Here is a 26,258-nt window from a genome sequence, read left to right on the forward strand (position 1 = left end):
GTCGGTCCGGGCCAGACCACCGAGGGCGATGTGCCCGCCCCCGCCGTCGCGGAGGACCGGGGACCGGGGTCCGGGAGCGTCTCGTTCGCCGTCGGTCTCCTACCGGTCGTACTGGTGTCCGGTGTACTGACGATCCAGGTCGTTGGGCAGGACGGCAACGCCCTAGCTGTTCTGCCCAGAGAGGTTGGGGACGCGGCTGGCGGGCGGGTGGCCCCGTAGCGCGGTGTGTCCGCGGTGGTGATTGTAGTGATGCAGCCACCTGGGTAGATCAGCTCGCCGGTCTTGTTCGCGCTGGTAGGGCCGGGCATAGGCCCACTCGTCGAGCAGGGTCCGGTTGAACCGCTCCACCTTCCCATTGGTCTGAGGACGGTAGGGCCGGGTCCGTTTGTGGACGATGTCGTTGTTGCGCAGCAGGTCTCGCCACGAGTGGGAGCGGTAGCAGGAGCCGTTGTCGGTCAGCACCCGGGACACGGTGATCCCGGCGGCAGCGGAGTAGGCCTGGGCGCGGGTCCAGAACGCGACCGCGGTCTCGCGCCGCTCGTCGGGCAAGACCTCGGTGTAGGCCAGTCTCGAGTGGTCGTCGACGGCGTTGTGCAGGTAGCTGTAGCCCACGCCGCGTTTGCGGTCTCGCTTGCCTCGTTCGCGGCCCAGGACCTTGTGCCCGCCGCCGTCGGGGATGTTGCCGAGCTTCTTGATGTCGACATGGACCAGGTCACCGGGTGCATCGTGTTCGTAGCGGCGGGCGCGGATCGGGCGCCCGGTGGCGCGGTCGAGCTCGGCCAGGCGCGGGACCCGGTAGCGGGTCAGGACCCGATGCACCGTCGACGGGGCGATCCCGAGCCGGTAACCGATCCGGGCCGGCCCCACCGCCAGGTCACCCGCATCGACACGATCCGCCGCTCGCGGCGCGTCGCCGACGCGGTAGCGCTGTAACCAGCGGGCCGCGGTGCTCACAGCGACCTGGAACCGCTCCGCGGCCCGGCGCAGCGGCCAACCCTGATCGACCACACAGCGGGCCAGGCGTAGCCGACCGGTCGGGGACAGCGGGGCGTTAACGTGGACCACGAGGGCCTCCTGGGTCTCCGGTGCAGATGTCGCAATCCACACCGGACCCGGAGGCCCTCCCTCACGTCAAGATCAAACCACCAGTCCGCGTGTACTCAACCTCCGTGGGCAGTACAAAGCTCCTCGACCGGGACATCGCGAACGCCACGAAGCGACTGTCCGGTCTGAAGCGCCAGCGACCGGCCTCGGACAGGGAGAAGGTCGCGACCGCCGACGAGACGAAGCGGACCACGGACCTCAAGAAGAGGTACGAGGACGACCGGAAGGTGTTCGAGCAGCACCTCGCCGACCTGCGCCGGATGAGCCGCTGACGGCGAGCGGACGCGCCGGAGGCGGAGCACTCCGTGGATCCGTGCCGTTGCTCGGGTGCAGAGGGGGCCGACGTCGGTCGGGCAACGTCATCGCCGTGACGACATCGTGACCACACATCCCCATCTCTGACGATGTTGTCGCAAAGAGCCCGTTTCGAGCCCCGACACCGCTAACGCCCCGCGCACGCCCACCGACCGTTCGTAACAAGCGATCGACGACACGGCGGGAGAGCCATGAGCGTGTGTACCCAGTGCGGGGAGCACGTCGGGGCCGGGGAGCGGTTCTGCAACGGCTGTGGCACACCGACCGGTGCGCGACCCGTCCCCGAGCCTACCCGGGCGGTAGGGGAGCACGAGGCCCATCCGGCGCCGGTACGGCGGCAGGAAGAGTAGCGGCCGGCGCTGGAGCACGATCGGGCGGTGGCCACCGACCGCGGCCCGCGCAATGTCGCGCTGGCCGTCGCCGCGGTGCTGGCCGTCGTCGTCGCGACCGCCGGCGGGGGCTACCTGTACACGCGCTCCGCCGGCGCGGACCCGGTGGACCCCCCGGTCCCGACGTCTGCCGTGCCGACCGGCGCCCCGCCCACCACGGCGTGGAGCACGGAGCCGGTGGACTCCTCGGCCGCTCTGCAGGCGCTCGCCGACACCGACCGGAGCACCGTCGCGTCGCTGCAGGGTTACTGGGTACCGCAGCTGTCGTCGAAGCGGGCCGGAATGGTCATCGACGGTACGACGTGGAACGACGACATGGTCCTCGACCACGCGCGCTCCATGGCCGGCAGCTACCCGGGCGTGCTGCTGCTGAACTCGTCGGACTACTCGTCCTTCCGCACGGGCGGGCTGTGGGTGCTCGTCGAGGGGCAGGGCTTCACGACGTCCGACGCGGCGAACGCCTGGTGCGACCAGCAGGGCATCGGCGCCGACGACTGCTTCGCCAAGCGGATCGCCCAGGACGGGCCCGACGGCAACACCGCGCCGCGCTGACCTCGATCCCGTCCGACCCCACCACCATCCCCGAGGAGACCCGTGTCCCCTGTCCACTGCCCGGAGTGCGGCGTCGCCCACCAGCAGACCGCCCGCTTCTGCGGCTCCTGCGGCGCGTTCCTGCGCGACGACTCCACGCGTCTGCTGTGTGCGGCGGTCCACCGCGACGCGGACTTCTGCAGGCGCGTCCTGGACGAGTACACCGTCGAGCCCGTCCGGGCGCTGCCGCCGTCGCCGGGGGTGAACGTGCCGGCCGTGCTGCGCGACGCGCTCGCGTCCCGCTCGCGGCGCCGTGTCCGTGACGGCACGCTGACCGTCCTGTTCGTGCTGCTGCTGTTCGTGAGCCCGGGATCCTTCGCCGCGTGGCTGGTGCTCGCCGCCGCGCTGGCGATCGTGCAGCGCTTCGGTTTCGGCCGCTCCCCGGTCGTCGTGACCGGCGCCGTGGTCGTGGGTCTCGTCGCGGGCATCGCCTCCGGCGCACTCGTCTACGAGGTCGTCTACGGCATCGCCCAGTTCGTCACGGTGTTCGGAGGGCGGCTCGGCAGCGGGTTCGCGGAGCTGATCCTGGCGCTGCGCAGCGGGTACGTGGCGGCCGTGCTGTTCGCGGTGATCGTGGCCGTGTTCGGGACGGACGCGTACTGGGTGGGCTGGCTGACCCGCCGCCGGTTCCGGCGGATCCGTTTCCGGCCCGATCCGCGGGTCCTGCCCGGCAGTGACACCGAGCGGACGTTGCGGACCTTCGGGCACGACCAGCACGGCGCGCGGATCGCGCGGATCGACGCCGGTGTCGAGCCGGGCGACCAGCCCGGCCGCGTCCCGCTCGTCGTGCACCGCGGGTTCGACCCGTTCGTCGGTGCCGGCCTCGTCCGGGCCCAGGAGGCACTCGCTATCTCGCTCGTCGCGCGGGACAAGACGGTCGACGAGCCTGCTCCGGTCGATGTCCTCGGCGTCCACGCGACCATCGAGGAGGCGTTGTCGGACCTGCGTCGTGCGTCCTCGCTCGGGCCGGGCGGACGCCTCGGCGCGCTGCGGTTCGACGAGGTCGTGATGACCTCGGCCGAGGACGTCGCCGAGCACGCCGACGGTCCGCTGGCCGCCCGTGTCCTGCCGGTCCTGCACGGACCCTTCACCGACGGCCCGCCGTACACGACGCTCGACGAGCGTGAGGCGCGCGCCCTCGCCGTCGCCCCCGAGGAGTGGGCCCGCTACTACCGCCGCTACCGGGTCGAGACCTGGGACCGGCAGCTGGTCCTGTCCACGTTCGTCCACGTCGGCGCCGACGACAAGAACCTCTACGTCGAGCGCGTCCACTGTGTCCTGCCCCCGCTGCCCGAGAGCTTCCGAGAGATCGACCAACCGGTGAGCGGCCTGCGCCGGTTCGGACGGGCGTGCGCTGACCTGGCGCGGTTCCCGGCGACGATCCCGGACCGGATCCGCCAGTGCTGGTCGGCGCGCCGGATCCCGCAGCCCGAGGGCACCCTCGTCCCCGACCGCTACGGCGCAGGCCCCAGCCTGCGGGAGCTGGCGGTCGGCGACGAGTTCCGCAGCTACTTCCAGAGCACCGACGTGTTGCGGTACGGCGAGATCATCGACCGCGTACTGCTCCGGTCGGTCGGCGCCCACCTGGAACGGCTCGGCTACTCCGCCGTCGAGTTCCAGGAGGCGTTCACCCAGACCATCAACGACTTCCGCGGATCGCACTTCTCGAACTCCGCCGTCGGCCCGGACGCGAAGGTCACCACCGGTCCGGCACCCGCCACGGCGACGAAGGGGAACCGATGAGCACCAACTGGAACTTCCAGGGAGCGCACTTCGACCGGTCCGCCGTCGGTCCGGACGCTTACGTCGACGCCCGCCACTCGACGTCGGTGACGGTCGGCAGGCTGACCGACGAACTGTCCGCGCTGCGCGGCCGGCTCCTGGAGGCCGACGGCGACGAGGCCCGGGCCGCGGTACGCGAGCTCGACGGGCTCACCGCCGAGATCGTGCTCGCCGAGCCCGACCGGCCGGCGGTCCGGAGCCGGTGGGCGTCCCTGCGGCCACACGCCGCCGCCGTGCTGGGGACGGGGGCGAACATCGCGCAGATCACCGACCTGGTCATGACGCTCTTCGGACCCTGACCGCGGGCCCGCCGTCTCGTCAGTTCCGATGAACCGCCGAACGGTCGACAACGGGCTGGTCCGTCCGGAGCGATCCAGCGGAGGTGAGGGCCGCGCCGGCGGCCCGGCCGACCGGGGAGACCGCACGATGACGACGCACCGCAGCCCACGCCGTTCCCTCTCCCGTGCCCTGCTGGCCGGGCTGGTGCCGGCGACGACGGCCGCCGCGCTCTGCGTCGCGTCCGTCGCCTCCGCCGAGCCGGTGGTCGCGGTCGCGCCCCCGGCTCCGACGGGGCCCGGCGTGGTCGCGCGGGAGTTCCCGGCGCCGCCCGTGCCGGTGGTGGTGCCGGACGCGCCGCTCGCGTCGTTCGTGGCGGACGAGCCGGAGCCGGTGCTCTACACCTGCGAGCCGACGGCGGACCCGGAGTTCGAGGACCCGGCCCACCCGCACTACATCACCAACAAGAACTGCCCTGACCTGATCGCGGCGAAGGAGCAGGCGCAGCGGGAGTACCTGGAGCAGTTGCAGGCAGAGGAGCACGAGGTGAGTGGGGACGGACTGGAGTCCGCCTGCTCGGACCCCACCAGCAGCTACTACGGGACCGCGGCCTGCGGGTCCGACCTGGACGGCGACGGGATCATGGACGGATTCACCGGCTGACCGCTCGCCGCTGCCCGACGTCCTCCCAGCTCAACGAGCACTCATCGAACGTATGCTCGAGTAAGGTCGAGCGCGTGGACGGCGTCTGGCAGGCCGGTGATGAGGAGCTCCTCCTCGCGGTCGCCGACGTCCAGGAGCGGATCGACCGCGAGTACTCGTCGCGCTGGTCGCCGAGATCGCCACCCGCGGGCTGGCCGGGGACCGCGGATTTCGCGACACCGCGGACCTGCTGCGCATCGTGCAGAACATCTCGCGCGCCACCGCCCGCGCCCGGGTCGACGCCGCGCGGACGCTGTCCCCGCTCCACCTGATCACCGGGGAACGGGTGGACGCGGAGCTGCGCCCGCAGGGCGCCGGGTTCGAGGCACGGGGCTGGGTCGATGCCGAGCCCGCGGCGCTGCTGCGCGCCCCGCTGACCGCGCCGGTCCCGCCGGACGGGCCGGCCGGAGCCCGTGACGAGCGGTCCACCGCCGAACGCACCGGCGACGGTCTGGTGGAGCTCGCGCGGCGGATGCTCGCCGTCGGGGATCTCGGTGTGGAGAACGGTCAGCCGGTCACCCTGACCGTCACCGTCCCGCTCGACACGCTGACGACCGGCACCGGCGCCGGACTGCTCGGGTTCGGCGCCGACGGGCTGTCCGCCGCCGTCGCCGCCGGGGACGCACTGCGTCTGGCCTGCGACGCCCGGGCCGTGCCGGTCGTACTCGGCACGGCCGGGGAGCCGCTGTTCGTCGGGCGGGAGGCCCGGCTCGCGATCCGCGGGCAGCACCGCGCCCTCGCCCAGCGCGACGGCGGGTGCGCGCACCCCGGCTGCGAGGCGCCGCCGCAGTGGTGTGTCGCCCCCCACGTCCGGTACTGGGCGGACGGCGGCACCACCGACCTGGACGATCTGGTGCTGCTGTGTCCGCACCACCACCGCATGGTGCACTCCGGCGACTGGACGATCGAGATCGTCGGCGGGTTCCCGCTGTTCCACCCGCCGCCCTGGGTGCAGGGCGGGCCGCGCCGCAACCCCCTGGACCGGCTCGACCTCGTCGGCCACCGCACGACCACGACGACGGGCGCCCGCCCGTGGCGCTCGACGTCGTCGTCGGCGCCGTCCCCGGTCCGTGGGTTCCCGGAGTCACACCGTGTCATCAACGTTGACGATCTCCGGTGTCCGCGGCCGTTCGGCGGGAATGGAGGGGCCCGCACGGGCGACTGAACGGGCGACGAACCGTCGGGGGCCCATGACCGCGCTGGTGGAGCGTGCCGAAGCACACGCGACGCTGCAGGAACCGCCGCGCACGTTCCACACCGGGGCGATGGCACGTCCGCCGCACGGTCCCCGCGCAGCCCGGGCCGGACGACCGGCTCCGGGTGCTGGTCGTGTGCACGGGCAACATCTGCCGCTCGCCCGCGGCCGAGCTGCTGATGCGCAACCTGCTCGTCGGCCGGCTCGGGGGCGCGAGGCGGCGCGCGTGCAGACCTCCAGCGCGGGCGTCGCCGCCGTCGTGAACGGCCCGATGCACCCGCTGTCCCGAGCCCAGCTCGCCCCTGGGGCCTCGACGCGCGGGCCGAGACGTTCCGGGCCCGTCAGCTCGACGACCGGACCGTCGCCGGGGCCGACCTCGTACTCGGTGCCAACGTCCGGTACCGCTCCACCGTCCTCGAGCGCTACCCGCACCTGCTGGACCGCACGTTCGCGCTGCGCGAGTCCGCCCACCACGACGCGGTCCGCCTCATCTTCGCGGTCGTGCACGGCATCGTCGACGAGCTGGCGCCGCGGGTGGGGGCGCGGGTCCGACCCTCGGCCGGGTGGTTCTCGCCTCCCGCGCGGCACGCTCCGCCGAACCGGAGAACGGTGTCGGACATGACGAATCACCGCACACCACTCCTGATCGGACTGTTGTCGGCCGGACTGCTCGTCGCCGGGTGCGGCGGAGGTGCCGCCCCGTCCGAGGCCCCGGCCGCGCTGTCGACCGCGCCCACCACGGCCGCGCAGCAGCCGACGGGGGAGACGTCGTCGTCGGAGGCGGGCGAGGTGGCCCGCTGCACCAGCAGCACCGTGCAGGCGTCGGTCGGCACCACTCTCGGCGACAACCAGAAGGACACCACCATCGTCTGGCGCAACACCTCCGACGCGCCTTGCACCATGACCGGGTTCGGCGGCGTCGACCTGCGCGGCCCGGACGACCCGCAGTTCGGGCCGTCGTACTCGCTGCCGCGCGCCCAGGAGGAGCCGACCGCGGTCGTCGTCAAGCCGGGCGGGACCGCGCACACCGTCATCACCTGGCTGCCCGGGGACAGCTGGACGCCGACCGACATCGTCGTGACCGCACCGGACGAGACGACGTCGACGACGCTGAAGTGGGACCAGGGGCCGGTGTCCCGTCAGGACGGCGCGACCCGCCCCGGCACCTACATCCACCCGGTGGCGCCCGGGTCGGTCTGACCCGCGGCGCCGCCCGGGATCGGTCCCACGGCGTAACGATGAGCCGCCGCCGCACCGAATTCACCCCGGACACCAGGGCACGACCCCGGGAGGGCCGGAATGAACACGACGTGGCGGAGCCTCGACCGGTGGTGCGACGAGTACGGGGACGGGTTCTTCGTCCTGGACACCGACGCCTTCGCCGCGAACTACGACCGCTTCCAGGGCGCGTTCCGCGACCACTATCCCCGCACGACCATCGGTTACTCCTACAAGACGAACTACCTTCCGCCCCTCGGGCTCGCCGTGCAGGACCGCGGAGGCTACGCCGAGGTCGTGTCCGGGATGGAGTACCAGCTCGCGCGCCGGCTCGGGGTCCCGGCCGAACGGATCATCTTCAACGGTCCGCACAAGCCCGGGTACGACCTCGAGCCGGCGCTGCGGGACGGCAGTATCTGCAACCTCGATGCCGAGCACGAGATCGACGTCGTCGAGCAGGTGGCGGCGTCGCACAGTGGGCACCCCCTGCTCGTCGGTCTGCGCTGCAACGTCGACCTCGGCACCGGCGCCGTCTCCCGGTTCGGGTTCGACGTGGACGATCCCGCCTTCACCCGGACCGTGGCGCGGATCCGCGGCATCGACGGCTGCGAGCTCGCCGGGCTGCACCTGCACGTGTCGACGGGGGACCGCAGCCCGGGGTCCTACGCGCTGCGCACGAAGAAGCTCCTGGCGGTGACGGCCGCCCACTTCCCCGACCGGCCGCCGCGGTTCGTCAACGTCGGTGGTGGCTACTTCGGCCGGATGGCGCCGTCCCTGCAGGCGCAGTTCGACGTGGAGATCCCGGACCACCGTGCCTATGCCGCCGCGATCGCGCCGCAGGTGCGGGCCGAGTTCGGCACGGAGGACGGGCCGGAGCTCGTCGTCGAACCCGGGACGGCGCTGACCGCGGACGTCCTGCGGTTCGTGACCCGCGTGGTCTCGGCGAAGCGCGTCCGGGGACGGTCGGTGGCGCTGGTCGAGGGCAGCGTGCACAACATCAAACCCACCGGACACGGCAAGGCGGTCCCGATGACCCTGCACCGGGCCGACCGACCGCACGCCGGACCGGACGGCCCGGTCGATCTTGTCGGCTACACCTGCATGGAGCACGACGTCCTCGCCGAAGGGATTCCCGGCCCGGTCGCGGTCGGCGACATCGCCGTGTTCGACAACGTCGGCGCCTACACCCTGGTCATGCAACCCCCGTTCATCCGGACCGCGCCACCGGTCGTCGCGGTGCGCGCGGACGGCACCGCCGAGCTGGTCCGTCGCCGTCAGACGACCGAGGACCTCCTCGCCGGGTTCGCGCTCCCCGGGGCGCCGGCATGAACGTCCTGCTGACCTGCGCCGGGCGCCGCCACTACCTGGTCGAGTACTTCCGCGCCGCGCTCACGGGCATCGGCGCGGTCGTCGCCACCGACGTCGACGCCGCTGCACCGGCGATGCAGGCGGCCGACCGCGCCGTCGTCGTTCCGCCGGTCGCCGACCCCGGGTACGTCGAGCACCTCGTCGCGGTCTGTCGCGAGCACGAGATCGGGTTGCTCCTGTCGCTGAACGACCTGGAGCTGCCCGTCCTCGCCCCGCACCGGGCCCGGTTCGCCGAGGCGGGAACGCGCGCGGTGCTTCCTCCACCGGACGTGGTCGACATCTGCGCCGACAAGTGGCGCACGTTCGGCTGGCTGACCGCGCACGGCATCCCGACCGCCCGGACAGTCCTCACCGTCGACGATGCCCGGGCCGGACTCGACGCCGGCCTGCTGGACTTCCCCCTGGTCGTCAAGCCCCGCTGGGGGACCGCGTCGATCGGGATCGAGGTCGTCGCGGACCTCGACGAGCTGATGCTGGCACACCGGCTGGCCGGTATCCGGGTGGGCCGTTCGGCCCTCGCCGGTGCCGGTCCACCGGAGCACACGATCGTCGTCCAGCAGATGCTCCCCGGTCACGAACACGGGATGGACGTCGTGAACGACCTCGACGGCCGCGTCGCGACGGTGCTGGCCCGCCGGAAGCTGACGATGCGCGGGGGCGAGACCGACCGTGCCGTGACCGTCGCGCGGCCCGAACTGGAGGAGCTCGGGACCCGGCTGGGACGGGCGCTCGGGCACATCGGCAACCTCGACGTCGACGTGTTCGTGGACGACGACGGACACGCCGCCGTGCTCGAGCTCAACGCCCGGTTCGGCGGCGGGTACCCGTTCTCCCACCACGCCGGGGCCGACGTCCCGGCGGCCCTGCTGGCCTGGGCGTCCGGTCGGAGCCCCGACCCCCGGTGGCTCACCGCCGTCGCCGGCGTGCGCTCGGCCAAGTACGACCGGCTGGTCGGCCCGGCCGCCATCGAGGTCCCGGACGGCCGCCGGCCGGGTGCCCCGGCCGGCGGCTAACACGCGCGGTACCACCGACGAGTGCTCCGGCAGCCGTCGAGACCGTGAGCAGGGGACACCGCCGTGCTGCAGAGCTACCGACACCTGATCAGGGCCCGCTGGATCATGGTCCTCGCCGGGATCGTGACCGGCCTGGCGGTCGCGGCGGTCGTCGTGGCGACGACACCGCCGCGGTACGCGTCCGAGGTGACGATGGTGCTGTCGCCCACGGCCTCCGGGACGGCGTCGTCGAGCTACGACGGAGAGACCCTCGCGACGCAGAAGGCGAAGTCCTACACCTCCCTCCTCGACCCCGACCTGCTCGCGCGGGAGCTGGCCGCCGACCCGTCCCTGCCGCCGGGCGCGACCGTCGTCCCCGGGGACCTGTCACTGACGCTGCAACCGGACACCCCGGTGGTGGTCGTGCGCGGCACGGCCGGCACGCCGCTCCGGGCGCAGCAGGTCGTGCAGGCCGTCACCCGGCGCTACGAGCTGACGGTGGCCGAGTTCGAACGGCCCGCGGACCCGGCCGCCCGGCCGGTACTGACGATCCGGACGGTCGGACCGCCCACCCTGAACACCGCCCCCGTGACGCCACGGCCCGCGCTGGACCTGGCGCTCGGTGCGGTGCTGGGACTCGCAGCCGGTCTGGCGGCCGCGGTGGTGGCCGAGCGGCGGCGCCGCCCGATCCGGTCCGTGGCCGACGCCGAGGCCGTCCTGCCCGTACTCGGGTCGGTGCCGGCCCGTGTGCAGTCGGCGGACTGCCTGCGACCCGGCGGCACCGAGACCCTCGGCGAGGACGTCCGACGGCTGCGTGCCCGGCTGGGCGTGCGCCGCGACGGGCAGCCCGGGCGGGTGGTACTCGTCGTCAGCCCGTCACCCGGCGACGGCCGATCCACAGTGGCCGCGGCGCTGGCCGCTGCGTGGGCACGGACGGGGGCCCGGGTGGTGCTCGTCGACGCCGACCGGACCGGCCCCGGGATCACCGTGCTGGCGACCGGTGTGGACGACGCGGACGGGCTCACCGATGTCGCCGCCGGCAGGACCGGACTCCGGCGGGTCCTCCGTTCCGTACCGGGCACCGGACTCACCGTGCTCCCGGCCGGGACGGACCCACCACCGGGGATCGACCTGCCCGCCTCGCTCGCGGTCCGCTCTGTCGTCACCGAACTGGGCCGGAGCAACGACGTCGTCGTCGTCGACACCCCGGCCGTCGGTGATTCCGGCGACGCACTCGCACTCGCGTCGTGGGTAGACGAGGTGGTGCTCGTGGCGCGTCGCGACCGGACCTCGGCGATCGCGCTGACCGGGACCCTGCGGGCCATGACGGAGGTGGGGGCCCACCCGGCCGGGGTGGTGCTGACCGCCCCCCGGGGCCGCCGCGCCGGACGGACGCCCGCGCCGGACCCGCTGCCCTCGGCCGACGACGGGGACGGACACGTGACGGAGCCGCCGACCGGGACGGTTCCTGACCGCACCATCGTCCGCGCCGGACCAGGGGACCCGGATCCCGCTCTGACACCACTCACTCGTTCGCAGTACGAAAGCCGTGCGTAACGGCCACGTGGTCCGGACCGACTCCGTCGTCGATCACAGGCTGTTCACATGTTCACCCGAAGGGGTCTCTCATGCGAAATGAGCAGGCGCGAACGGCAGCGCCGTTCCACGCGTGGTCGGCTCCACTGATCGACGTCGCAGCCTGGTCAGTGGCCCTGGGTGTGACGGTTCTCGGCCTGAAACGGGCGGAGGTGGCGTCCGGGGCCGTCGCGCTGATCGGCGTCCTCGTCGTCACTGTGGGTGCCCATGTTGTTGTCGGGCAGCGGTTCCGGCTGTACACGATGCGTGTGCACCCCGTCGGTCTGGACGAGGTGCTCGTGCTGGCCGGGACCAGCGGCGTCGGAGCCGTCGCGCTGTTCGTCGCCGGCTCGCTGCTGGGTGCCGTCGCGACCTGGCCGGCGGTGCTGTTGGCGTGGCCCGCTGCGCTGGTACTCGCGCTTGCCGGGCGCCTCGTCGTCGACCGGCACCGGGGCCGCCGCGTCGGCATCATCGGGAACGCCACCCCGGTCATCGTGTTCGGAGCGGGAGAGGCCGGCAGCCGGCTCGTCCGCTCCATGCTCGCCGACCCGGCCGCCGGATGGCACCCCGTCGCGGTTCTCGACGACGACCCGGTGAGGCGTCGGCGCCTCGCGATGCTGGCCGGGGTCCCCGTGCGCGGCGGGCGCGACCGGATCGGTGCGGTCGCCGCGGACACCGGCGCGACGACGCTGGTGATCGCCGTCCCCGGCGCACGCGCGGTCGAGGTCGAGCACATCTCGGTCGCCGCAGTCGGGTCGGGCCTGCGGGTCGTGAAGCTCCCGCCGCTGAGCACGCTGCTCCAGCCGGGCCTCCGCGACCTGCGGGACATCGACATCGACGATCTCCTCGGCCGCGACCCGGTGCAGATCGACGCCGCTGCGGTCGCGGCGCGCATCCGCGGCAGGCGGGTCCTGGTCACCGGGGCGGGCGGGTCCATCGGAGCCGAGCTGTGCCGTCAGTTGCACCGGGCCGGCCCGGCGGAGCTGATCATGCTCGACCGGGACGAGTCGGCGCTGCACGCCGTGCAGCTCTCGCTGCACGGGCGTGCGCTGCTCGACACCCCCGACGTCGTGCTCGCCGACATCCGGGACGCCGCGGCACTCGACGTCGTGTTCACCGAGCGACGGCCCGAGGTCGTGTTCCACGCGGCTGCGCTGAAGCACCTCCCGATGCTCGAGCAGTACCCCGCGGAGGCATGGAAGACCAACGTGCTCGGCACTCTCAACGTGCTGGAGGCATCGGCGGCCGTGCGCGTCGAGTGCTTCGTGAACATCTCCACCGACAAGGCGGCCCGGCCGGTGAGCGTCCTGGGGGAGTCCAAGCGCATCACCGAGCGACTGGTCGCGCACATGGCCGAGCGCACCGGGATGCCGTACCTCTCGGTCCGGTTCGGCAACGTCCTCGGCAGCCGCGGCTCGGTCCTGACGACCTTCACCCGTCAGATCGCCGCCGGTGCCCCGCTGACGGTCACGCATCCGGACGTCACCCGCTACTTCATGACCATCCGCGAGGCCTGCATGCTCGTCCTGCAGGCGGCCGCGATCGGGCGGGACCCGGAGGTCATGGTTCTCGACATGGGCGAACCGGTCCGGATCGTCGACCTGGCCCGGCGGCTCATGGCGATCTACGGGTGCGCCGTGCCGATCGTCTACACGGGGCTGCGAGGCGGCGAGAAGCTCCACGAGGAGCTCCTCGGGCCGTCTGAGGTGGACACCCGGCCCCGTCATCCACGCATCTCCCAGGTCGCGGTCGTCGAGCTCAGCGCGCCGGAGGTCGAGGCGGTCCGGGCGGTCGACGGCGACCCGGCGGTCGCGATGCGGGAGCTCGTCGCGGCCGACGTGCCGACGGCCCCGTCCCCGGCCGCCGCGCCCGCTCCGCTCCCCGGGGCCGCGCTGCTGGTCGACTCGCGTGGACAGGGCCGGCGATGACGATCAGCATCACGCTGGCCGCCGAGGGCGGGGCGCCGGTGCGGTCCGACCCGGTACCCGGCTGGCCGCACTTCGACGCCGGGGACCTCGCCGCCGTCGCCGGTGTCGTCGCGTCCGGACGGGTCAACTACTGGACCGGGATGCACGGCCGGGCCTTCGAGGAGGAGTACGCGCAGCGCGTCGGGGCCCGTCACGCGGTCGCCGTCGCGAACGGGACCGTCGCGCTCGAGCTCGCACTGCGGGCACTGGGGATCGGCCCCGGCGACGAGGTCGTCGTCCCCGCCGCGACCTTCATCGCGACCGCGGCGGCGGTGGCCGCCCGCGGAGCCGTCCCAGTGGTCGCGGACGTGTGCCCCGTCCGCCAGGGGCTCACGGCGGACACCGTCCGAGCGGTCCTGACGCCCCGGACCCGGGCGGTCGTCGTCGTGCACGTCGGCGGGTGGCCCGCCGACATCGGACCGGTCGTCGAGCTCGCCCGGCGGCACGGTCTGCGGGTGGTGGAGGACTGCGCACAGGCCCACGGGGCCACCGTCGACGGGCGGCCCGTCGGCACGTTCGGCGACGTCGCGGCCTGGTCCTTCTGCCAGGACAAGATCCTCACCACGCTCGGCGAGGGCGGTGCGGTCACCACCGACGACGACGACCTGTTCCACAGCGTGTGGTCGGCGAAGGACCACGGCAAGGACCACGGGCTCGCCCACCGACCGGATCCGGAGCCCGGATTCCGCTGGCTGCACACCGCCTTCGGCACCAATGCACGGATGACCGAGGTGCAGGCCGTCGTCGGCCGCCGCCAGCTGACGAAGCTGGACGCCTGGGTCGCGCGCCGCCGGCGCAACGCCGACCTCCTGCGGTCTGCTCTCGCCGACGTGCCCGCGCTCGACATCCCCGATGTGCCCGGCGACGTCGAGCCGTCCTGGTACCGGGTCTACGCACGGGTCCGCCTCGACGACCTGCGGCCGGGCTGGGACCGCACCCGTGTCGTGCAGGCGGTGTCGGCCGAAGGGGTGCCCTGCTCGCAGGGCGGCTGCGCAGAGATCTACCGGGAGCAGGCCTTCGTCGGGATCTGGCGCGACGGCCGTCGCCTGCCCGTCGCGTCCGGGCTCGGCCGCACGTCCCTGGCCCTGCTCGTGCATCCGACACTGACCGACACCGACGTGGCCGACACCGCCGCAGCGGTAGCGAAGGTCATGACCGCCGCTGCCCGCTGACCCTCCGTACCGACGCGATCCCGGGACTGCCGATGCGCATCGTCTACCTGTACCAGTACTTCGCGACGCCACGGATGCCCGGCGGCATCCGCACCTACGAGCTGGCCCGTCGTCTCGTCGCCGACGGGCACGAGGTTCACGTCCTCACGTGCGACACCTCGGCCGAACGGGCCCGGGCCCGGTGGCGCACCACCGACGAGGACGGCATCACGGTGCACTGGCTGCCGGTGCCCTATTCGAACTCGATGGGCTTCGCGCGGCGCGTGCAGGCGTTCCTGCACTTCGCCGCGGCCGCGTCCGTCCGCGCGACCCGGCTGCGCGGCGACGTCGTCCTCGCGTCCTCGACACCGCTGACGATCGTGCTGCCCGGACTGGTGGCCTGTGTTCTGAGCCGGGCCAGGTTCGTCTTCGAGATCCGCGATCTCTGGCCCGAGCTGCCGATTGCGATCGGGGCGTTGGGCAACCCGGTGACCCGACGGGCGGCCTGGGTCATGGCCCGCACCGCCTACCGGCGGGCCGACCACGTCGTCGCGCTCTCGCCGGGGATGGCCGACGGCGCGATCGCCCAGGGAGCGGACCCGGACCGGGTGTCGGTGGTGTCCAACGCGTCGGACCTGGCCCTGTTCGACGTCGATCCGTCGGCGGTCGCCGACTTCCGCCGGTCGCGCCCCTGGCTCGGCGACCGGCCTCTCGTCGTCTACATCGGGACCTTCGGACAGATCAACGGTGTCGGCTACCTGGTCCGCCTCGCTGCCGAGATGGCCGAGCTGGATCCGGAGGTCAGGTTCCTGCTGGTCGGCGGCGGCCGCGAGCGCGACGAGGTCACCGTGCTGGCGCGTGAGCTCGGTGTGCTGGACCGCAGCGTGATCGTCGAACGCACCATCCCCAAGCGCGAGGTGCCCGCCGTCCTCGGAGCGGCGACGGTGGCGACCAGCCTGTTCCTGCCGATCCGGGAGATGGAGACGAACTCGGCGAACAAGTTCTTCGACTCCCTCGCGGCCGGCCGGCCGCAGGCGATCAACTACGGCGGCTGGCAGGCGGAGATCCTCACGATGACCGGGGCGGGGGCCGTCCTCGACCCCACCGACCACCGCCGCGCCGCACTCCGGCTCCGCGAGCTCCTGCACGACGAGGCCTGGCTCGCCGCGGCCTCGGTCGCAGCGCGCAAGGTCGCCGAGGAACGATTCGCCCGCGACGACCTGTACGAGACCTTCGCCGCTGCCGTGACCGGACGGGAGCCCGGGCGGCGATGACCCTCGATCGGTCCATCCGGCCGACGGGACGGGGGAGGCCCGGCCTCCGACGTCTCCTCAGCGACCCCTCGACCGCGCTGCTGGTCGCACAACTGATCACCGCAGCGGTGGCGTTCGTGCTCAACATCGCGTCGTCGCGGATGCTGGCCCCCGCGGGGCGCGGTGAGCTGGCCCTGTTGCTGCAGATCGGCTACCTGGCCAGCCTCGGGCTGCTCCTCGGGACCGACCGCAGCGTGGTCGCGGCGTTCAGTGGTGCGCCGGCGCCTGCGGTGGCCCGGGCCTTCGGACGGCTCCTGCGTGCCCCGTCGGGTGTCTGCGTTCTGGTCGCGGTCGGCGCATTCGCAGCGCCTCTGGCGGGTCTGCCGACCTGGGGCGCCGGCCTCGGGATCGCACTGCTCTTCGCCGTGGTCAACGCGTTCGTGCGGGCGGTGCGTTCCGTCGCCATCGCCGCCGACCGACGACGCGAGTTCTTGGCCTACACCCTCACCGGTGAGGTGTTCCGGCTCGCGGTCACCGCGGTCCTGCTGGCCACCGGGTCCGACCACGTCGTGACCTGGCTGGCCACCTACGTCCTGGTCGGGGCGGTGCCCACCCTGGTCTGGTGGTTCCGCTGGACGCGTGGTCCGGGGTCGGCCTCCGCGCCGGAGGCGACCGCGCGGGCCCGCACGGAGGGACTGGTGCTGCTGCCGTCCGCGCTGGCTCACAGCGGGATGCTGCGCCTCGACCGGTTCCTGCTCGCGGGACTCGCCTCGACCGCGGCCCTCGGCCTCTACGCCGGGGTCGCCACCATGACCGAGGTGCTCGCGTGGCCGCTGCTGGCCTTCGCGGACTCCCGGCTGGGCCGGTGGCGGGCCGACGCCGACGCCGGACGGCTGCGGCTGCGCCCGCTCGTCCTGGGGATCGCCGCCTACGCGGTCGCGGCGGGCGCCGTCGTCGGCGGCGCCGTGGCGCTGGTGCTCGTCCCGTTGCTGGGGCCGGAGTTCGCCCCGGCCGGTGCGCTGGTGTGGCCGCTGGTGGCCGCCGCGATGGTCTTCGGCGTCTCGCAGATCGCGATCACCCTCCTGATCGCCCACCGGCGCAGCTCGGCCGCGTCCGTGGTCGAGGTCGTCGGCTTCGCCGTCAGTGTCGTCGCGTTCGTCGTGCTGATCGGACCGTATGGTGCGGCCGGCGCCGCGTACGGATCACTCCTGGGATACCTGGGTTGCCTCGTCGTGGCGCTGGTGGTGCTCGCGCGGGTCCGGGCCGCGACACGGCGGGCGCCGTGAGCGCCCGGTTCGGACGCAGGGCCGTGCTCACGGGCGCTGTGGGGCTCGCGACGTCCGCGCTGGTGGCAGGCTGTGCGGACGGCGTCGCGCCGGTGTCGGTGTCCCGACCGACCCGTCCGCGGCGGGACCCGGCCCACTGGACCTCCCGGTTCGACGGGGAGGCCGCGGCCCTCGATGCCGACAGCGAGCCCCTGTCCCGGTCACCGGACAGCTGGGACTTCTACCGGCTGGCCTACGCCCTCGACGCGTTCACCTCGATGTACGAGGCATCCGGTGCGGAGCAGTGGGCTGATGTCGCGCTGCGGTACGCCGAGAACATGATCGCCACCTCGGTGCCGTCCACCGACCTCGGGACGAGCGGTGCCGGGGACACCTACCGCGGCTGGGTCTCCCAGCAGCCGGACGTGGCGGGTCAGCAGGTCCCGCTGTACGAGAGCTACTGCTGGCGCTACGTGGCCCGTCTGCTCGCGGTGCTGCAGGAACGCGCGGCCGCCGGAGGCGCCGGGGCACTCCGCTTCGGAGCGCGCCACCGGCGGGTCCTGACGTTCTGCGAGGACGACATCCTGCTGAAGTGGTACCGACGTGGTCCCGCGGAGACGGTCTACCGGAGCCGGACCCACATGACCGCGCACTGGGCGTACCTGGCGCTGCACCTCGGCACGACCACCTCCCGCCGGGAAGTCCGTGACCTGTGCGCCGACATCGTCCGACGGGTCGACGACGGCGGCATGGCCGGATACCCCTCGTCGCTGCGGCAGCAGCTGCGTCTCGCCGGCGGCAGCCCGGCGAGCTATGTGTGGAGCCCGGTCTGGGGCTACGTCGCCGAACCCCAGGACGTCGCGCACGGCAACGCGGACGTCGCCTACATCGCCGCTGCGCACCTCCGCGGCGGACGCTGGAGCGCGGCGGAGGTCGCGACCATGACGGCCACCCTGCTGGGGCCGGTGCTCGGCGCCGACGGACACTATCCGGAGTACGTCGACGGCTCCGGGCAGGGCACCGGGTGGATCGCCGACGGCTTCGTCACCCTCGGCCGCTTCGATCCGGCCTGCCAGGCGGCCCTGGAGGAGCACCGGGTCCAGAACGGGCAGTTCCTCGCCGCGATGGCGGTGAACGCCGCGTGGCTCGCACGCCCGGGCGGCGGCTCGTGACCGCGACGCCCGTCCGTACGTCCCGCCCGCCGTTCCTGCCGCCGGCCCGTCCCGGACCGGGGGCGGGCACGTCGGTGGTGCTACTACTGGGTCTCTTCGTGTTCGCCCTGATGGGGCGCTTCACCCTGGACCGGCTCGGGTTCGCCGACGAGGCGGACCTCGACCTGCGCCTGGTCGGGGCACCGGTCGTGGCCGCGGCCGTCCTGCTCTGGAGGTACCGGCCGGGCGTGCCGGGGCGCAGCGGGGGGTGGCCGAGACCGGCGACGGCGTCGCTCGTCCTGTTCACCGCCCTCGCCCTCACCGCCTTCTGGGCCCCGTACGGTGCCCGGGTCGGAGACCGGCTCACCGATCTGCTCGGTCTCGTCCTGCTCGTCGTCTGTGTCACGGTGGTCGCCGTCGACGACCCTGTCCGGGCACGACGCACGATCCTGGTGGCGCTGCTCCTCGCCGGGGTCGTGTACGCGGGTGCCGGCCTGCTCTCGGGCGACACCAACGTGCAGGGACGCACGGTCGCCTTCGGCGGCGGACCGAACGTGTTCATCCGCGTGGTGGGGCTCGGGCTGGTCGCGACGGTCACCCTCGCGGTGTCCACCCGCCGCCGGGTGCTGCTGCTGCCGGTCCCACTGCTGGTCACGGCAGCGGTGCTGAGCGGCTCCCGGGGTGGTCTCGCGGCCATCGCGGTCGCGGGGGCCGCGGCGGTCGTGCTGAGCCGCAGGCACCTGTCCGTCCGTGGCGTCCTGACGGTGCTGGCCGCGGTCCCGCTGCTGGGCGCGGCGCTGCTCGCGGTCGCCGACCCCGCGACGGTGGAGGTGCTGCGGCGTCGGTTCGTGGAGGACCTGTTCGTCACCGACCAGTTCTCCGGTCGACCGGAGCTGTTCGCCCAGACCCTCGACCTCTTCCTGACCCACCCACTGGTCGGCGGGGGACTGGACGCCTACTTCGTCGCGTTCGGGCGGTCGGAGGACCTGTCCTACCCACACAACCTTGTCCTCGAGGTCGCCGCGACCGGCGGGGTGATCGCACTCGGGCTGCTCGCCGGGGTCGCGGTGTCGGTGGTGCGTGCCTGGCGGCGGATCGGTGCGCTCTCCGCGGACCAGGTGGGTCTGTTGTGCGCGGCCGTGCTCGTCGCCGCGGCCAGCATGACCTCGGGCGACCTCTACGACACCCGGTTCCTGTGGATCTTCGCCCTGCTGGCGGTGCTGCCCGATCGCGACGCCCGGTAGGCGGGGAAGAACCTCGACTCCCCGGCATCGCCGCTCAGCCTCCGATACGCCTCGGGGTCACAGACGAGGTGATGGCACACATAGGTGGAGCTGGCGTTGCAGTAGGCCAGCTTCGACCGGTCGAGGCCGTCGCCTGCGGCCAGCCCGCCGCCGACGTTGAACGGTGTCCCCAGCTCGTCGGCGAGATCGAGGTCGCGCACGGTGACGAGCTTGCCCGGAGAAGCCGGCAGATGGTCGTCGTGGGTGCCGAACAGCAGCGAGTGGAGGACGTCGTCGCTCCGCACGACCAGGTCCCCCGCCGCGAGGGCGCCGTGCGCGTCGGCGGCGTGCACCAGCCAGGTGAGGCCTGTCGCCAGGCACTCCCGCAGGTAGGTGCGGTCGAAGCGGTAGCGGGACTTGGCGTCCCGGCGGTCCATCGTGCGCAGGTAGACGTCGTGGAACCGGTCGAGCACGCCGTCCGGTACGTCCTGTCCGGGGGTGACCTCCACCCGGTACCCGGCGTCGGTGCAGCGCCGGACGGCTCGCCGGAAGCTCTTCCCGAGACGCCGGGGCGCGGCCGGGTCGTGCAGGCGGACAATGCTCTGCGCGAGCCCGCCGGCCAGCGCGGGTGCCGGGACGACATCGCGGACGAAGACACTGACGAGACCGAGCCCGGACAGGTCCATCAGCCCGGGGTCGATCGCCGCACCGTCGACGCCGGCGCCCGGGTAGCCGTAGGGCGACACCGCATCGAGGAGGTCCGACCCGGGGATCGGACGGACGACGAGCGGGATCCGCGCCTCGCCGCGCCCGTCCCACAGGTGCAGGGTGTGGGTCACCCCCTCGGCCGTGAGGAACCCGGGATGCCGGAAGAACGACCGGATATCGGCGGCGGAGACACCGCAGTCGGCGATGAGACGTGCGGTCGAGGACGACCTCCCGACCATCGAGGTCCCGACGTGCGGCGGGCGGATCGACGTCATCGGCGTGCACCTCCGGTGTAAGGACACGGACACCCTGAGTGGGCTCGCACGCAGGACCGATTTGTTACGTTCCGCGCGGCCGTAACGCGGTGCGCCGGCGAGCCGACTCCGGGGGCGACACGACTCCCGTGGCACAGGAGGCACCGTTGATGCGCCGGATGTTCGACATGCTCGCGGCGGGTGCCGGGCTGGTCGTCCTCTCACCCGTCGCGCTGGTGACGGCTGTGGCCGTCCGGCTCACCACGGGGCGCCGGGTGGTGTTCCGGCAGCAGAGGATCGGGCTCGGTGGGCAGCCGTTCCAGATCCTGAAGTTCCGGACCATGCGCGACGGGCACGAGGACCTTCCGGACCGCGAGCGCTGTACGCGCACCGGGTCCTTCCTGCGGGCCGTCGGCCTCGACGAGTACCCCCAGCTGTGGAACATCCTGCGGGGGGACATGAGCGTGATCGGCCCCCGCCCCACGTTGCCCGAGCAGGTGGAGCGCTACGACGCGGCCCAGCACCGACGGCACACCGTCCGGCCCGGGCTGACGGGCTGGGCCCAAGTCAACGGACGCAACTCCATCTCCTGGCCGGAGCGCATCGAGCTCGACCTGTTCTGGATCGACCACCGTTCGCTCGCGCTGGACCTGCGGATCCTGTGGCTGACCGTGGTGCGAGTGCTTCTCCCGCGCGACCTCTACGGCGACGGCGGCGTGAATCCGGACTACCCGGAGGCCCGGTCCGGGACGGCCTAGCTGGTGGAGCCCAGGAAGGTCTCGTCGTGGCACGCGTGCGTGCACGACGACAGCGGGCCGATGTGGTCCAGCCAGAGCTCGCCGTCACGGACGACGTATTGGTCGCGCCAGCAGACCCGGCAGAAGTCGGCGGGAACTGTCGGCGGGCGGGCGCCGGTGACGATCCTGCCCCGCGGCGCCCCCTCGGCACCTTGTCGCGTCATGGTCGGACCTCCTCCGCAACGGATGCCCGGTGCATCGGCCGATCCCTCATTCTAGCGACGCGCGGGTCACAGCGCGTCGGCGCAGTGTGACGCGCGGGAGTCGTCAGACGCCGGCCTGCCACACGACCGGGAAGACCCGCGGATCACGGTAGTCGGGCCGACCGGTCGCGGGCTCGATCCGCGCGACGCCGTCGAGGTAATGGTGGACGACGCGGCCCGCGTTCACGACATCGCGGTAGCGGTTCTCGCCAGGCTGCAGCTGCACGGCGAAGGCGGTGCGGGGCAGCGCCGAGCGGTTGGGGCGGCTCCCGTGGACGGTCCGTGCGTGATGGAAGCTGACCCGTCCCGGTTCGAGCTCGATGGGCACCTCCCGGATGTCGTGCCCGGCGAGCCGCAGGCGGTCGACGAGGCCGTCCATGTCCGGATCGTTGAAGTGACGCAGGTGGTCGATACCGGGCCAGCGGTGGCTGCCGTCGAGCACGACCAGTGGGGCGCGGTCGGCGTCCACCGCGTGCAGGGGCACCCATGCCGTCACGGTGTCCCGGGACGTGCAGTTGGAGGAATAGGCGTCATCGGTGTGCCATCCGGTCGCCGCCCGGTCCCCGGAACCCGCCGGCTCCTTGTGGACGAGGGTGTCCTCCATGAGCCTGATCTCGTCGGTGCCGACCAGACGGGCGGCGATCGCACCGATGACCGGCTGCAGCAGGATCCGGCGCAGGTCGGCGAGCTGGTACGACGCGTGCTCGTTGATCCGTGTCGCCCCCGGCATGCCGGGACGCCAGTCGATGTGACCGTCGGCCACCGGAAGCCGTGCGTCGCGTTCCCCGGCGTTGAACCGGTCGACGACGGCCTGCAGCTCGGCCTGGAACCCGGTGGGCAGTACCGGTCTCGACACGAACCAGCCGTGCTCCCGGTAGAAGCGGACGTCGTCCTCGTCGGGCAGCAGGCGTTCGTCGATCGGGATGGCGGCCGTCCGGCCGGTCGTACGCGTCACGGTGCTCTCGATTCGCGTGATCGGCGGCCTCTGCGCGCCGGTGCCGGGCTACTCGCCGGGGTCATCTGCGCCGTTAGCCCCCGTAACGGTCGGGGAGCGGCGTCCGACTCCGGCTGCGACCACGGCGGCAGCGAGGAAGGTGACCCACCCGATGGCCCCCACGACCGACTCCTCGACGACGGCGAACGACCGGGCCGCCGGAGTGATCGACCACCGCGACCGGATCGCCCCCCCGACGTTGCGCCGTGACTACATGGCCACCAACACCCCCGTGGTACTGCACGGCATGATGCGCGACTGGCCCGCCCTGTCCCGGTGGAGCTTCGAGTACTTCGCCGAGATCGCCGATGACCGGACCCACCGGGTCGACGTCGGGAACGTCATGCAGGAACCCACCAGGCTCGACACCGCCGACCTGCGCGGCTACCTGGCCGATCTGGCAGCCGGGACGGCCCCCGCCGGGGGGACCCGCTACCTCGCGAACGTGGACCTGTTCGGGACGTTCCCGGACCTGCGGGCGGACATCGACATGTCCCTCATCCACGACAACAAGCGCCACGTCGTGGCATCCGGCTGGTTCGGTCCGGCCGGGACCTTCACCGGTTGGCACACCGACTACGCCGACAACGTCCTGGCCCAGATCCACGGTCGCAAGGTCGTCGACCTGATCCCGCCCGGTCTGGGGCGGGGGATGTATCCGAGCCGGAAGTTCGACCGCGGTGCGACGTTGTCGAGCATCGGCGACGGCTCGCAACTGACCGGCTTTCCCCTGCACCGGTTCCTGCGACACGAGCGTGTGGAGCTCGCCCCCGGGTCGATGATCTTCATCCCGAAGGGCTGGTGGCACCGGGTCCGCTCGGTGGACCCGTCGATCAGTGTCAGCTTCCTCGGGTTCAGCTGGGCCGAGGAGTTCGGCCTGCCCCGGAACCTGGCACGTGCCCGCACTGCGCTGCACCTGGCCCGGGTCTACGGACGCGACTGCACCTGCCACGTCCGGCACTGAGACGGCACTCCCGGTGACCGACGCGTCGCCGGGCGCACCGGCGCCACCGGGAACGTCACATCCGCCGGGTGCCGCGATAACGGCTCGTGGGTTCGTGACGTACAAGAGGGGCATGGACATCCATCCGACCCCGCTCCCCGGATCGGCTCTCATCGACCTGAAGCGACTCGAGGACGACCGCGGCTTCTTCGCCCGCGCCTTCTGCGAGCAGGAGTTCCGCGACGCCGGGCTGGACCCGACGATCACCCAGTGCAACCTCTCGTACAACCACGAGGCGGGCACCCTGCGCGGCTTCCACTACCAGCTGGAGCCCAACGCCGAGGTCAAGGTCATCCGCTGCGTCCGCGGCGCGATCTTCGACGTGATCGTCGACCTGCGCCCGGACTCCGACACCTACCTGCAGTGGTTCGGTGCCGAGCTGTCCCAGGACAACTACCGGGCGATGTACGTGCCGCGGAACTTCGCGCACGCCTACCTCACCCTCACCCCGGACGCGACGACGATCTACCAGGTCTCGACGCCCTACACCCCGGGCGCCGAGCGCGGCCTGCGCTGGAACGACCCGGCCCTGGACGTCGAGTGGCCGCACACGGTCGACCACGTCTCGGACAAGGACGCGAACTGGCCGCTGCTCGCCGACAACGCCGACTTCCCGTCGGTCACCGGAGCCCGCTGATGCTGATCCTCGACACCGCCCTCGCGAAGCGCGACGCCGAGAACCGCCCGATCCGGGTCGGCCTGGTCGGCGCCGGGTTCATGGGCCGCGGCCTGGTGAACCAGATCGTGAACTCCACCCCCGGGATGGACGTCGTCGCGATCGCGAACCGCACCGTCGCCACCGCCGTGCGCGCCTACACCGAGGCCGGGCTGGAGCCGGTCGAAGTGTCGACGACCGCGCAGGTCGAGGCGATGGTCGCGAAGGGCGTCCCGGCCGTGCTCGGCGACGCGTTCGCGCTGCTCGCCGCGGAGAACATCGACGTGCTCGTCGACGTCACCGGGGCCGTCGAGTTCGGCGCCCGGGTCACCGTCGCCGCGATCGAGCGCGGGCTGCCCGTCGTCACGATGAACGCCGAGCTCGACGGCACCGTCGGCCCGCTGCTCGCGCACCGCGCCCGCGCCGCCGGGGTCGTCCTGACCGGTGCCGACGGCGACCAGCCCGGCGTCCAGGCCAACCTGCTGCGCTTCGTGCGCGGCATCGGGGTCACCCCGCTCGTCGCCGGCAACATCAAGGGCCTGCAGGACGAGTACCGCACCCCCACCACCCAGCAGGCGTTCGCGGAGAAGTGGGGGCAGGACCCCTACATGGTCACCAGCTTCGCCGACGGCACCAAGGTGTCGTTCGAGCAGGCGATCGTGGCCAACGCGTTCGGCTTCACCGTCGGCCAGCGCGGCATGTACGGCCGCGACCACGCCGGGCACGTCGACGAGCTGACCGCGGCCTACGACGTCGACGAGCTGCGCGAGCTGGGCGGCGTCGTCGACTACGTGGTCGGCGCCAAGCCGGGGCCGGGCATCTACGTGCTCGGCACCCACGACGACCCGAAGCAGCGCCACTACCTGAACCTGTACAAGCTCGGCGAGGGCCCGCTGTACAGCTTCTACACCCCGTACCACCTGTGCCACTTCGAGGTCCCGAACACCATCGTGCGGGCTGTCGACTTCGCCGACGCCGCACTGAGCCCGCCCGCGGGACAGCGGGTCGACGTCGTCGCCACCGCCAAGCAGGACCTGACGGCAGGACACACGGTCGACGGGCTGGGCGGCTACGACACCTACGGCGTCGCCGAGTCCTCGCCGGTCACGCGCGCCGAGCGGCTGCTGCCGATGGGCGTGGCCGAGGGGTGCACGCTGGTGCGCGACGTCGCGAAGGACGCGGTGCTCACCTACGACGACGTCACCCTGCCCCCGGGCCGGCTCGTCGACGCGCTCCGCGAGGAGCAGGACAAGCTGTTCGCCTGAGCGGCCCGCAGGCCGCGGCGCCGGGTCAGTGGGCGCCGCGGCTGCGGAGCACCGCGCCGACGGTCTTCCACAGGATCAGCCGGTCCAGTGCGGGGATCCAGTTCTCGACCTCGGCGTCGACGCACATCGACCGGCACTTCAGCATCCCGAGGTGCGCCCGTGCGTACCGACGCGCTCCTGGCGGAAGAACACCGGGCCGCCGTCGCCGAGCTTCACCGCGGCCGCCAGGACCAGGAACAGCGGCCCCACCAGAAGTATCAGCAGCGCGGCGACCGCGCGGTCCGCGACGTACCTCACGATCGTCGACGCGCCCGAGAACCGCGGCTCGGACAGCCGCAGCAGCGGCATGCCGTCGACCGGCGTGATGTGCATGCGCGGGCCGGCGAGCTCCATCAGGCCGGGGTCGACGGCGAGCTCGGTCTCCGAGCCCTCCAGGTCCCGCTCCCTCACCCGCGCGCACGTTGCGCCGTTCGTCCTAATCCAAGCGAGGGGTTGTCATCAGGAGTGACGATCGCGGCGTCTCATCAGAATTGAGTAACGCCGACGCCGCCGGATGCGACAGGTGATCGAACGATCATCCTGCGTGAGGAGGCAACGGGTGCCGTTGCGCCGCTTCGACCGGACATCCTGGCCCGAGCACGGCCCGCACCGGGACCTGCTCGACCTGCTCGACGACGTCCACGTGCACCACGGCTGCCCGTCGGAGCGTGTGCTCGCGCGCCGGCTGCGGACCTCGACCGCGCGGGTCCGCGACGTCGTCCGCGGCCGTGCCCTGCCCGGCGACGCCGTCGGGATCCGGGACCTGGTCGCCGCGCTCACCGCGCAGGGCCACGCCGATCCGGCGACGGCGGACCGGGCCGAG

Annotated in this window: 27 protein-coding genes and 1 pseudogene; 23 read left to right on the plus strand and 5 right to left on the minus strand. The window is 72.8% G+C overall.

Annotated elements, in window-relative coordinates; genetic code table 11:
* Positions 1-162 precede the first annotated feature (162 nt).
* A pseudogene (locus tag NH602_RS09175) lies at positions 163-1,065 on the minus strand (IS481 family transposase).
* A 104-nt stretch (positions 1,066-1,169) separates the two neighbouring features.
* Here NH602_RS09175 and NH602_RS09180 point away from each other — a divergent pair.
* The 18 genes from NH602_RS09180 to NH602_RS09255 all read left to right on the plus strand — a co-directional run bounded on the left by NH602_RS09180 (position 1,170) and on the right by NH602_RS09255 (position 19,538).
* The gene (locus NH602_RS09180; RefSeq protein WP_253067572.1) at positions 1,170-1,376 is read left to right on the plus strand and encodes a hypothetical protein; all 207 of its coding nucleotides are present in this window, start codon (positions 1,170-1,172) and stop codon (positions 1,374-1,376) included.
* Between the two features lie 234 nt (positions 1,377-1,610).
* The gene (locus NH602_RS32190; RefSeq protein WP_374210148.1) at positions 1,611-1,769 is read left to right on the plus strand and encodes a zinc-ribbon domain-containing protein; all 159 of its coding nucleotides are present in this window, start codon (positions 1,611-1,613) and stop codon (positions 1,767-1,769) included.
* A 27-nt stretch (positions 1,770-1,796) separates the two neighbouring features.
* Positions 1,797-2,360, plus strand: a complete 564-nt coding sequence (locus tag NH602_RS09185) for a hypothetical protein (RefSeq protein WP_253067573.1) — start codon at positions 1,797-1,799, stop codon at positions 2,358-2,360.
* Positions 2,361-2,402: 42 nt separating this feature from the next.
* Positions 2,403-4,142 carry a zinc ribbon domain-containing protein gene (locus NH602_RS09190; protein ID WP_253067574.1) on the plus strand — a complete coding sequence of 580 codons (1,740 nt, stop codon included), beginning with the start codon at positions 2,403-2,405 and terminating at the stop codon, positions 4,140-4,142.
* On the plus strand, positions 4,139-4,480 hold the full coding sequence (locus NH602_RS09195; protein WP_253067575.1) for a hypothetical protein: 342 nt from the start codon (positions 4,139-4,141) through the stop codon (positions 4,478-4,480). Before NH602_RS09190 ends, NH602_RS09195 begins: the two co-directional genes overlap by 4 nt.
* A gap of 127 nt (positions 4,481-4,607) precedes the next feature.
* Complete coding sequence (locus NH602_RS09200; RefSeq protein WP_253067576.1) at positions 4,608-5,120, plus strand: hypothetical protein; 513 nt, start codon at positions 4,608-4,610, stop codon at positions 5,118-5,120.
* 238 nt (positions 5,121-5,358) lie between these two features.
* Positions 5,359-6,324, plus strand: a complete 966-nt coding sequence (locus NH602_RS09205) for an HNH endonuclease signature motif containing protein (protein ID WP_253067577.1) — start codon at positions 5,359-5,361, stop codon at positions 6,322-6,324.
* Positions 6,325-6,488: 164 nt separating this feature from the next.
* Entirely contained in the window at positions 6,489-6,617 is a 129-nt protein-coding gene (locus tag NH602_RS32195) for a hypothetical protein (RefSeq protein ID WP_374210150.1), read from the plus strand.
* Positions 6,618-6,972: 355 nt separating this feature from the next.
* Complete coding sequence (locus NH602_RS09210) at positions 6,973-7,554, plus strand: DUF4232 domain-containing protein (protein ID WP_253067578.1); 582 nt, start codon at positions 6,973-6,975, stop codon at positions 7,552-7,554.
* A gap of 99 nt (positions 7,555-7,653) precedes the next feature.
* Positions 7,654-8,901, plus strand: coding sequence for a hypothetical protein (locus NH602_RS09215; protein WP_253067579.1), 1,248 nt, complete (start codon positions 7,654-7,656; stop codon positions 8,899-8,901).
* Entirely contained in the window at positions 8,898-9,953 is a 1,056-nt protein-coding gene (locus NH602_RS09220; RefSeq protein ID WP_253067580.1) for an ATP-grasp domain-containing protein, read from the plus strand. Before NH602_RS09215 ends, NH602_RS09220 begins: the two co-directional genes overlap by 4 nt.
* Positions 9,954-10,016: 63 nt before the next feature.
* Positions 10,017-11,489, plus strand: a complete 1,473-nt coding sequence (locus NH602_RS09225; RefSeq protein ID WP_253067581.1) for a CpsD/CapB family tyrosine-protein kinase — start codon at positions 10,017-10,019, stop codon at positions 11,487-11,489.
* Between the two features lie 191 nt (positions 11,490-11,680).
* On the plus strand, positions 11,681-13,435 hold the full coding sequence (locus tag NH602_RS09230; RefSeq protein WP_253067582.1) for a nucleoside-diphosphate sugar epimerase/dehydratase: 1,755 nt from the start codon (positions 11,681-11,683) through the stop codon (positions 13,433-13,435).
* Positions 13,432-14,646 (plus strand): DegT/DnrJ/EryC1/StrS aminotransferase family protein, encoded by a 1,215-nt coding sequence (locus NH602_RS09235; RefSeq protein ID WP_253067583.1) that lies wholly within the window; start codon positions 13,432-13,434, stop codon positions 14,644-14,646. The genes NH602_RS09230 and NH602_RS09235 overlap by 4 nt, the downstream gene beginning before the upstream one ends.
* Before the next feature lie 32 nt (positions 14,647-14,678).
* Positions 14,679-15,899 carry a glycosyltransferase family 4 protein gene (locus NH602_RS09240; RefSeq protein ID WP_253067584.1) on the plus strand — a complete coding sequence of 407 codons (1,221 nt, stop codon included), beginning with the start codon at positions 14,679-14,681 and terminating at the stop codon, positions 15,897-15,899.
* Positions 15,900-16,006: 107 nt separating this feature from the next.
* The gene (locus tag NH602_RS09245; protein WP_253067585.1) at positions 16,007-17,164 is read left to right on the plus strand and encodes a lipopolysaccharide biosynthesis protein; all 1,158 of its coding nucleotides are present in this window, start codon (positions 16,007-16,009) and stop codon (positions 17,162-17,164) included.
* Positions 17,165-17,187: 23 nt separating this feature from the next.
* Positions 17,188-18,315: a hypothetical protein gene (locus tag NH602_RS09250; protein ID WP_253067586.1), complete on the plus strand. Its 1,128-nt coding sequence runs from the start codon at positions 17,188-17,190 to the stop codon at positions 18,313-18,315.
* Positions 18,285-19,538, plus strand: a complete 1,254-nt coding sequence (locus tag NH602_RS09255; RefSeq protein WP_253067587.1) for an O-antigen ligase — start codon at positions 18,285-18,287, stop codon at positions 19,536-19,538. Before NH602_RS09250 ends, NH602_RS09255 begins: the two co-directional genes overlap by 31 nt.
* On the opposite strand, the gene NH602_RS09260 is transcribed toward NH602_RS09255, so the two are convergent.
* Positions 19,472-20,500: a GNAT family N-acetyltransferase gene (locus NH602_RS09260; protein WP_253067588.1), complete on the minus strand. Its 1,029-nt coding sequence runs from the start codon at positions 20,498-20,500 to the stop codon at positions 19,472-19,474. The genes NH602_RS09255 and NH602_RS09260 overlap by 67 nt on opposite strands.
* A 128-nt stretch (positions 20,501-20,628) precedes the next feature.
* Here NH602_RS09260 and NH602_RS09265 point away from each other — a divergent pair, with 128 nt between their 5' ends.
* Entirely contained in the window at positions 20,629-21,237 is a 609-nt protein-coding gene (locus NH602_RS09265) for a sugar transferase (protein ID WP_253067589.1), read from the plus strand.
* Here NH602_RS09265 and NH602_RS09270 read toward each other — a convergent pair.
* Together NH602_RS09270 and NH602_RS09275 are read right to left on the minus strand one after the other, a co-directional pair.
* Positions 21,234-21,440: a hypothetical protein gene (locus NH602_RS09270; protein WP_253067590.1), complete on the minus strand. Its 207-nt coding sequence runs from the start codon at positions 21,438-21,440 to the stop codon at positions 21,234-21,236. The two genes, NH602_RS09265 and NH602_RS09270, sit on opposite strands and share 4 nt — an antisense overlap.
* A 103-nt stretch (positions 21,441-21,543) precedes the next feature.
* Positions 21,544-22,434: a phytanoyl-CoA dioxygenase family protein gene (locus tag NH602_RS09275; RefSeq protein WP_253067591.1), complete on the minus strand. Its 891-nt coding sequence runs from the start codon at positions 22,432-22,434 to the stop codon at positions 21,544-21,546.
* Between the two features lie 151 nt (positions 22,435-22,585).
* Here NH602_RS09275 and NH602_RS09280 point away from each other — a divergent pair, with 151 nt between their 5' ends.
* The 3 genes from NH602_RS09280 (at position 22,586) to NH602_RS09290 (ending at position 25,396) form a co-directional block, all read left to right on the plus strand.
* Positions 22,586-23,437 carry a cupin-like domain-containing protein gene (locus tag NH602_RS09280; RefSeq protein ID WP_253067592.1) on the plus strand — a complete coding sequence of 284 codons (852 nt, stop codon included), beginning with the start codon at positions 22,586-22,588 and terminating at the stop codon, positions 23,435-23,437.
* A 112-nt stretch (positions 23,438-23,549) separates the two neighbouring features.
* On the plus strand, positions 23,550-24,113 hold the full coding sequence (rfbC, locus tag NH602_RS09285; RefSeq protein ID WP_253067593.1) for a dTDP-4-dehydrorhamnose 3,5-epimerase: 564 nt from the start codon (positions 23,550-23,552) through the stop codon (positions 24,111-24,113).
* The gene (locus tag NH602_RS09290) at positions 24,113-25,396 is read left to right on the plus strand and encodes an NAD(P)H-dependent oxidoreductase (RefSeq protein ID WP_253067594.1); all 1,284 of its coding nucleotides are present in this window, start codon (positions 24,113-24,115) and stop codon (positions 25,394-25,396) included. The genes rfbC and NH602_RS09290 overlap by 1 nt, the downstream gene beginning before the upstream one ends.
* Positions 25,397-25,534: 138 nt before the next feature.
* On the opposite strand, the gene NH602_RS09295 is transcribed toward NH602_RS09290, so the two are convergent.
* The gene (locus NH602_RS09295) at positions 25,535-25,846 is read right to left on the minus strand and encodes a sugar transferase (protein ID WP_253067595.1); all 312 of its coding nucleotides are present in this window, start codon (positions 25,844-25,846) and stop codon (positions 25,535-25,537) included.
* A 148-nt stretch (positions 25,847-25,994) separates the two neighbouring features.
* Here NH602_RS09295 and NH602_RS09300 point away from each other — a divergent pair.
* Positions 25,995-26,258, plus strand: a 264-nt coding sequence (locus NH602_RS09300) for a hypothetical protein (RefSeq protein WP_253067596.1), incomplete at its 3' end; no start/stop codon positions are given.

Origin of the sequence: Pseudonocardia sp. McavD-2-B (genome assembly GCF_024124365.1) — a bacterium.
Lineage (GTDB): Bacteria > Actinomycetota > Actinomycetes > Mycobacteriales > Pseudonocardiaceae > Pseudonocardia > Pseudonocardia alni.

Bases quoted from the DNA above. Each gene is read 5' to 3' on its own strand.
- NH602_RS09220 (WP_253067580.1), top strand. From the start codon at position 8,898: ATGAACGTCCTGCTGACCTGCGCCGGGCGCCGCCACTACCTGGTCGAG.
- NH602_RS09210 (WP_253067578.1), top strand. From the start codon at position 6,973: ATGACGAATCACCGCACACCACTCCTGATCGGACTGTTGTCGGCCGGA.
- NH602_RS09280 (WP_253067592.1), top strand. From the start codon at position 22,586: ATGGCCCCCACGACCGACTCCTCGACGACGGCGAACGACCGGGCCGCC.
- NH602_RS32190 (WP_374210148.1), top strand. From the start codon at position 1,611: ATGAGCGTGTGTACCCAGTGCGGGGAGCACGTCGGGGCCGGGGAGCGG.
- rfbC (WP_253067593.1), top strand. From the start codon at position 23,550: ATGGACATCCATCCGACCCCGCTCCCCGGATCGGCTCTCATCGACCTG.
- NH602_RS09215 (WP_253067579.1), top strand. From the start codon at position 7,654: ATGAACACGACGTGGCGGAGCCTCGACCGGTGGTGCGACGAGTACGGG.
- NH602_RS09270 (WP_253067590.1), bottom strand. From the start codon at position 21,440: ATGACGCGACAAGGTGCCGAGGGGGCGCCGCGGGGCAGGATCGTCACC.
- NH602_RS09290 (WP_253067594.1), top strand. From the start codon at position 24,113: ATGCTGATCCTCGACACCGCCCTCGCGAAGCGCGACGCCGAGAACCGC.
- NH602_RS09235 (WP_253067583.1), top strand. From the start codon at position 13,432: ATGACGATCAGCATCACGCTGGCCGCCGAGGGCGGGGCGCCGGTGCGG.
- NH602_RS09240 (WP_253067584.1), top strand. From the start codon at position 14,679: ATGCGCATCGTCTACCTGTACCAGTACTTCGCGACGCCACGGATGCCC.
- NH602_RS09200 (WP_253067576.1), top strand. From the start codon at position 4,608: ATGACGACGCACCGCAGCCCACGCCGTTCCCTCTCCCGTGCCCTGCTG.
- NH602_RS09260 (WP_253067588.1), bottom strand. From the start codon at position 20,500: ATGACGTCGATCCGCCCGCCGCACGTCGGGACCTCGATGGTCGGGAGG.
- NH602_RS09195 (WP_253067575.1), top strand. From the start codon at position 4,139: ATGAGCACCAACTGGAACTTCCAGGGAGCGCACTTCGACCGGTCCGCC.